Raw genomic sequence first — 7,625 nt, forward strand, 5'->3', positions numbered from 1 at the left:
ATCGTTTTTTTTACGGTTTTACTAGCTTTTTCATTTTAGCTATTTTTTCAGGGATTTGCAAAACTGAGATGCACCCGATATGTCGTCCCACAAATTGGAAAATACTTTTCTAGCAGAATCTAAAACATAATTTTTCAATAGTGTGTCAAGTTCGTTTTTTACGTCTTTTTTGAGGTTTTCTAGGCTTGCGTTTACGGTTTCCTTTATTTGCTTTTTTGTTTGGGCAACCTTTTCATCTAGATTCGGACGGCAAGCAGCTAGACTAGAAAGCTCTATCTTAAGATCCTCAATAGCTTGCTGGAGCTTTTCAGCATTACTGTTAATGTAAGCCAGGTCATTTTTTGCATTATTACATAAATCATCGAGATGAATAAGACAACGATTCAATGCAAACTCCATGCAGCGGGGGGCAACTTGTCGCAAAATTACATTAATTGCTTCTTCCAGAAAAGATTCAAACTTTGATACTTCCCAAAGTTTTACCGCTCTCTTTTGTAATTTATCTACAGTTGCCTCCTTGAGTTCATCCTCCCAATTAACAGGCCAGACTTCTCTAGCTAATGCTTCGGCAGCTTCAGGATCTTTAATATCTTGACTACTGAGAGATGATTGACGGAGAAAATCCTTAGCGCAGAATGCTTGCCTCGCAGAAACTTCAAATACGCGGTCTGTGTTGGCCAGTTTGAGGTTATTAGCAACAAATTGTTTTACCATTTCGGTATCTATGTCACCTCGACGACGCTCATCAATTTTATTAACTAAAACATATAAATTTTCTTGACTGCTTGTTCTGATAACTTTTTGAACTTCTGCTTTAATTTTTTCGGCTGCTTCAGCCCTCAATTCAGTAAAATTCAGGACAAGCAGCACAAGTTGGCTACGCTTAAGTTGCTTGGAAACTACAATTTCTAGTTTTTCACTGACTCCGGCTTCGCTTGGCCCAGGCGTATCAACAATTACAAGATTACCTAGCTTCTCTAGTTGTTGATTTTGCTGTGTTCTGAAAAAAGGAGTTTCGATAGATGGAATGTCATTGTCATTGAGCAACTGGAGAGGATCTTGATCTTGGGATACTGCCAGAATATTGCAAAGACGGATAATATGATTCAACTCTGTCAGGATCTTGTTGATATTCTTACTGCCAGAGATTTTTTCTGAAATTCCAAAATCTCTATCACTGTGGATTTCTTCGAGTAAACTTGCTAAATGCGGATATTCACCAGTATGCTTAAGAACTTCTTCCATCCCTTGCTGCTGAATTTCCTGCCTGATAGCATCCAATGCTTTCTTAAATGCTTCACAAATTCTAGGACTCAATTTTAGAATCGGCTCTGCTGCATTTTCTTTCAATACAATCTCTGTTGGCAGTGTTGTCATCGCTGTAGCAGAACTTGGCAGGAGTTCTTGACCAATAATGGCATTAATAATTTTGGATTTGCCAGCATTCATGGGTGCGGCAATAGCCATTCTGAGTTTTAGGTCTGTGACTGTACCAATCTCCTTTGCAATTTCCTGTTGATATATCTGGTACTTGTTTTCTGAGCTATCCTCAGACTTAAGTTCTTTGGTAGCGCGATCCATCAGAGTGCTAACTTCTTGTAACAGGGCAATCACCTGTCTTTGCAGGTCTTGAACATTTGGGTTGGAGGATTTAGAAGTCATAGGGTTTTTAGTTGGTGTTTATGGTGAATGGTAGCCGAGATTGTATAATAACTTTAAGCAATTTGTAGTCGTTTCCCCAACGTGTAAGCTTCTGGTAGAGGTTTGCAATCTTCTTGATAAAGTTTAATCAATGCTTCTAACAATTCTTGTCCGTGTTTGGCCACTTCCTCGTAAGTTTGTCCGTGAGTTCAAGGCTGCATGACATCGGTAAACTCAGGCCAACTGACAACAAAAAGTTGATTTTTTTTGACCACTGGATGATGAGACTGTAATGGCAATTCATTTGGAACCATTTATTGGCGAATAGAGAAGAATGCCAGCTAACGAGGTTTAAGATATTGTAGCCGATCGCCCAAACTACAAAAACCGAGTTTATTTGAGAAACAAGGTTTCTGAGTCTTGCATCGCCTCGCAGATGTACAATAGGACGATCGCATTCCCCAACTCCCACCGTGATAGAGCGCTACACTTTGCCCGAAATGGGCAACATCTGGACTGAAACCGCCAAACTGAAAAGCTGGCTGCAAGTAGAAATCGCTGTCTGCGAAGCTCAAGCCGAACTCGGCTACATCCCCGCCGCCGCAGTCGAAGAAATCAAAGCTAAGGCTAATTTTGACCCCAAACGAGTCCTCGAAATTGAAGCCGAAGTCCGCCACGACATGATCGCTTTCTTGACAAATGTCAACGAATATGTAGGCGATGCCGGCCGCTACATCCACCTCGGCTTAACCAGTTCCGATGTGCTCGATACCGCTTTGGCGCTGCAATTAGTCGCTAGCGTCAATATCTTGTTAGAACGTGTCGAAGAATTGAGTCAAGCTATTCGCTATCAGGCTCAACAACATCGCAATACCGTCATGGTTGGCCGATCGCACGGAATTCACGCCGAACCCATCACCTTTGGCTTTAAACTAGCAGGATGGCTGGCAGAAGTCTTTCGCAACCGCGACCGATTAGTGAATTTGCAATCGTCCATTGCAGTCGGCAAAATCTCCGGCGCAGTCGGAACCTATGCTAATATTGACCCGCGAATTGAAGCGATCGCCTGTCAAAACCTCGGACTCGAACCCGATACCGCATCGACTCAAGTCATTTCGCGCGATCGACACGCCGAATACGTCCAAACCTTAGCACTGTTAGCAGCATCGATCGAGCGTTTTGCAGTAGAAATCCGCAACCTGCAACGCACCGACGTTCTCGAAGTCGAAGAATTCTTTTCCAAAGGGCAAAAAGGCTCATCCGCCATGCCCCACAAACGCAACCCGATTCGATCGGAAAGACTCACAGGGATGGCGAGAATCGTCCGCGCCAACGCCGTCGCAGCCTTAGAAAACGTCGCGCTTTGGCACGAACGAGACATATCTCACAGTTCCGTAGAACGGATGATTTTGCCCGACAGTTCTACAGTAACTCACTTCATGTTAGTAGAAACCACAGACTTAGTAAAACACCTGCTAGTCTATCCCGAAAACATGAAACAAAACATGAACCTTTACGGCGGAGTCATCTTCAGCCAGCGGGTGATGTTAGCTTTAGTAGAAAAAGGCACCAGTCGCGAAGACGCCTACAAAATTGTGCAATCTTGTGCTCACGAAGCTTGGAACAAACCGGGCGGCAATTTCTACAATTTAATTGCTAAGGACGATCGGGTAACAGCTAAGATGACGACCAAAGAAATTGATGATTGTTTCGATCCGCAGTATCAATTGAGGCACTTAGATTTAGTGTATCAGCGCTTGGGAATTTGAGGACAATTAACAATTAAAAATGACTCAGAGAGAGAAGAGAGCGTTCTCGCGCTTGTCCCACAGTCCGCCGGGGTTTTAAACCCCCGTCTCATAGCTAAAGTCGGTTAAAACCGACTGAAAGACTCATAAAATAAAAGTTTTAGAGAAATATTTTAGTCCTCTTCAGAGGACTTTAGCTATGAGACAGGGGTTGAAACCCCTGTCGGTCTGGCGGGCTGGCAGACAACATGAAAAGCGCGAAAATTCCCCAAAATATGAAATGTAAAAACTCTATTAAATATCCACTTAACAGAGCTATGAAATTCAACCGATTTACCAAATATTTAATTGTATTTGCTCTAATATTACTATCTACAACCATACTGAATTATACAAGGTCGATTCGCGCCCAGGAGCCGCCACAAGTGCAAATTACCCAACCAGAACCAAACCCTGTAGTACCTGAAAGTATTTTCATGAGTCAACTTCCCCCTTCGGCACGACTCGTTGACATCCGCACCGTAAATCCCAACATTCGCCTCGATATCCGATACGCCACTACTAACAATTTCTTGAAACGAAAGCTTTACCCTATATCGAAATGCGCTTTGAGAAGTTCTGTTGCTCAACAGTTAGGGCTAGTTCAAACAGATTTGGAAAAAATCGGATTGGGTTTGAAAGTTTACGATTGCTACAGACCTTTCTCTGTCACTAAGCAAATGTGGCAAGCTTGGCCAGATCCGCGCTATGTTGCTAATCCTGCTAGGGGTTCGCGGCACAATCGCGGTGCTGCTATAGATTTGACTTTAGTCGATCGCACTGGCAAAGAATTAGAAATGCCTACACCTTACGATGATTTTACCGAAAAAGCTCACGGAGATTATCAAGGCGGCAGCGCGGAATCTCGGAAAAACCGTCAAGTGCTTAAGGATGCCATGAAAAAACACGGATTTATCGGTATAACCACAGAATGGTGGCACTTTGATTCGGAAGATTGGCAGAAATTTGCGATTCTTGATATCTCGCTTGGGGCGATTCCTTAATTTGCTAAGGTTTCAGTCCCCGTGAGGGGAAAAGGTAGTGTGTGACATAACCCACAAAAAAAGCCCAACTCTTGCCAAGAATAGACAAAAAGTTGGGGTTGGAGATGGACAGCAAACTTAGTTGTAGTCATCTCTCTCGGTCCACCTATCGTACAGAAAAAACAATATGGACGACAGTGGAAACATATACAATATTACCCAAATAGGTATACCTGGTATGGCCATACTTATAAGGGTCACAAAGCCTGCACGCATGAACACCCAGACCTGCTGGCCATCATATGGAGTCCTATAATCTTTTGGACTCATCTTTTTTGGACTCATATTTTTTTCCTCTTTTTTTTGCTAGCATTTTTAATGCCTATGACTCTAGCATGTTTTTCAGTTTTGTGCAAGGGATAGATTTTTAACCGAATATGGCACCCGCTGACACCGCTGCTACAAACCTGCACATTTATCGTAATTTTACCGAAAATTCGTATTCATATCCCCGGAAATTAGAGTCTAATTGTAATGTGTAATTGCCTGTTACTGGGACTTTTCCAGTCCACTCTGTTTCATTGCCTTGATAAGGATCTCCAGCTAAAAGTTTGCCACCGGGAGTGATAATTTGCGGGAAAACTTCTTGCCGATTCGTAACAGTCATTGTTTGACCTTTTCGGGCGCGAATCCGGTAAGAGTGGCTGCCGCCACCGATAATTCGACCTTTGACGATCGCCTCATGTCCTCCCGGCAGAAAATTAATCTGCTGGTTGACATTAGAACAACTGCTTTCGGTGCGTCTTTTCGCAACCCAACCGGGAACTGGATCGGTAATTCGCAGCCAACCGTTTTGTTCTTCGGCGACTGAAACAAAGGTATTATTTTTGAGTTTTCCTACTATTTGGCTGCCGCTTACTTGCGGGATCGATCGCACATTTAGCGGTGGATTCTGATCGCTGACTACAGCTTGGGTGATTTTGCAACCCGAATTGGGCGGTGTGACAACTACTGCCTTAACTTTTCGCGGGGAGACTCCTGCAACTAGCGAGGATTGAACAGCCGGGGTTTTTGCAGGTTGGGGTTGGGATTTCGGAGATTCTGCAGCCTGGGTTTGTGCTTGCAGAGATTTTGGTTGCCGAGATTCAGGGTTCTTCGTCGGCCCTGCAATCTGGTTTCTGGTGGATGCCGGGGGTTCTGCAAGGGGAAGATCGGATTGTTTCATCGCACCCGACTGTATAGTTGCAACAGCCACTCCCACCGCTGTTGCCAGTCCTGCTAAGCTTACTGTGATGATTTGACCCTTAGTAAATGACATAAAAAACCCTCTCTGTATCTATACTAATAATTTTTGTTTGGGAGTTGGGGCGATCGCCAGTTAATTTATGTGGAAATACCTAGTGCGGGCCACAGGGTCAGGATTTTTATATAAAATTTCCGCTCCATAAGTGCCGCAATAATTTGAGTCAATAATATATACTGGACGCCTATACTGATGGTAATCTTGCTCTGGGTTATTTGGGCGCAAATTTGCGAAGGTAAGCGTTCAGCGCGAGGTACATAAAATGTCAAAATTGATTTTTCAGAGATTACAAGCACCCCGCGATCGATTGTTGGAGGAGGTGAAGCAGGAAGTTCAAGCAGGACGATCGCAGTCTTTACACGCCGCTGTGCTGGCCAACCTCAGCCAAGACTCGGCGCCTCTTGGTGTTAACCGCTGTTGGGATGTGGAAGTGAAAGCCGGCAACCGTCCGAGTTTTCGGCTTCCTCCCAAAGCAAGCATTGCTAAAGTGTTCGATCGCAGCAGCGGCAAATTGGTAATTTTGGGAGCCACGGGTGCAGGCAAAACTACGACGCTGCTAGAATTAGCTCGGGTGTTAATTTCCCGCGCCCAAAAAGATGCTAGTTTGCCAGTACCAGTGCTGTTTGAACTCGGATCGTGGAAAGCAGAATCCGGGGCGATCGCAGATTGGTTAATTGCTCAACTTCAGTTCAAATACGGCATCTCTCCTGGTGTCGGCAAAAAATGGCTTGCCGAACAAAAATTGCTGCCTCTCCTCGACGGCTTGGACGAAGTAGAAACCCACCGCCAAAATATCTGTATTCAAGCAATCAATCAGTTTGTTGAAAGCGAATTTAAACCCAAACATTTAGTAGCTTGCAGCAGTTTTGAAGCTTACAAAAACTGCGAAACTAGATTTCGCCTGCAAGCCGCAGTTTTATTAAAACCTTTAACAGAAACTCAAATTCAAAATTATCTGCAAGAAGCCAGAAGCCGCGAACTTTGGTACAGCATTGAGCGCGAGCCGGAGTTGTTAAAGTTGGCAAAAGTTCCCTTGCTTTTGAGCATGATGGCTCTGGCTTACGACGATATTTTAATTGAAGCTTGGAAGCGGATAACTTCTGCCGAAGAACAGCGCAAATATCTGTTAACTGCCTATATTCGCCACCAAATGACCGGACAAGTCAAGCAGTATCCCAGAGGTAAGGAACTGCGGCCGGAACAAATTCGCCACTGGCTGGGATGGTTGGCCAGAAGGATGGAACAGCAAGGAATTCAAGAATTTTACCTCGATCGCATACCGTCTAGCTGGCTGCAAACAGCCGATGAACGGCGCAAGTATCAGTTTGGAGTTAAGCTGGTTGGCGGGTTGATTTGGGTCATTTTGGGATTAATTGCCACCCTAGTCTCCGGGTCAATTTGGGGATTAATTGCGGGGGCTGTGGCTGCGGTAATTAGTGCTTTTTTGCCGGGAATTCCGGGGATTGAAAGTTTTATATTGCGCTTGGTGCTGTGGTCGAACGGCTACATTCCTTGGGATTACAAGCGTTTTCTCGATGCTGCGACAGATCGCCTGCTGCTGCAAAAAACGGGCGATCGGCGTTATCGATTTATTCACGATTTATTGCAAAAACATTTTGCTGAAATTAGTCATTAGTCATTAGTTATTCGTTAGTTGCTATGTGGATTTGGCAAATTAATTAGCAATTAAGTAAGCCTCACTGAAAAAAAGCCGAATATCCAGAGAGTCTCTACTTCTAGAGGAAGTCCCGGATCTAAGAGAAGGTTAGCGGTATTTTTGCCGTCTGAAATAGCTGTTCCGCAGTAAATTCTAATCCATCAAAAAGTGTATCTTTTAACAATACTCCGGACAGTTTTTAAGCAGCCAAAGTACCATAAGACAAGACTGAAGGAAGGTTAGGGTGATTTAAA

General features: G+C 44.1%; 5 protein-coding genes. 3 read left to right on the top strand and 2 right to left on the bottom strand.

Annotation, left to right across the window (positions count from 1 at the left end):
* Positions 1 to 39: 39 nt before the first annotated feature.
* Complete coding sequence (locus tag QUB25_RS28985; RefSeq protein ID WP_333188838.1) at positions 40 to 1,662, bottom strand: dynamin family protein; 1,623 nt, start codon at positions 1,660 to 1,662, stop codon at positions 40 to 42.
* A gap of 452 nt (positions 1,663 to 2,114) precedes the next feature.
* On the opposite strand from QUB25_RS28985, the gene purB reads away from it, so the two are divergent.
* Together purB and QUB25_RS28995 are read left to right on the top strand one after the other, a co-directional pair.
* Complete coding sequence (gene purB, locus QUB25_RS28990) at positions 2,115 to 3,410, top strand: adenylosuccinate lyase (protein WP_333054557.1); 1,296 nt, start codon at positions 2,115 to 2,117, stop codon at positions 3,408 to 3,410.
* Between the two features lie 296 nt (positions 3,411 to 3,706).
* Positions 3,707 to 4,432: a M15 family metallopeptidase gene (locus tag QUB25_RS28995; RefSeq protein ID WP_333188841.1), complete on the top strand. Its 726-nt coding sequence runs from the start codon at positions 3,707 to 3,709 to the stop codon at positions 4,430 to 4,432.
* 454 nt (positions 4,433 to 4,886) lie between these two features.
* Here QUB25_RS28995 and QUB25_RS29000 read toward each other — a convergent pair whose 3' ends face one another.
* Complete coding sequence (locus tag QUB25_RS29000; RefSeq protein ID WP_333188843.1) at positions 4,887 to 5,729, bottom strand: SH3 domain-containing protein; 843 nt, start codon at positions 5,727 to 5,729, stop codon at positions 4,887 to 4,889.
* 247 nt (positions 5,730 to 5,976) lie between these two features.
* Here QUB25_RS29000 and QUB25_RS29005 point away from each other — a divergent pair, with 247 nt between their 5' ends.
* The gene (locus QUB25_RS29005) at positions 5,977 to 7,350 is read left to right on the top strand and encodes an NACHT domain-containing protein (RefSeq protein WP_333188845.1); all 1,374 of its coding nucleotides are present in this window, start codon (positions 5,977 to 5,979) and stop codon (positions 7,348 to 7,350) included.
* The last annotated feature ends 275 nt before the right edge of the window (positions 7,351 to 7,625 follow it).

The sequence above is a fragment of the Microcoleus sp. B3-D7 genome, assembly GCF_036705305.1.
Classification (GTDB): domain Bacteria; phylum Cyanobacteriota; class Cyanobacteriia; order Cyanobacteriales; family Microcoleaceae; genus Microcoleus.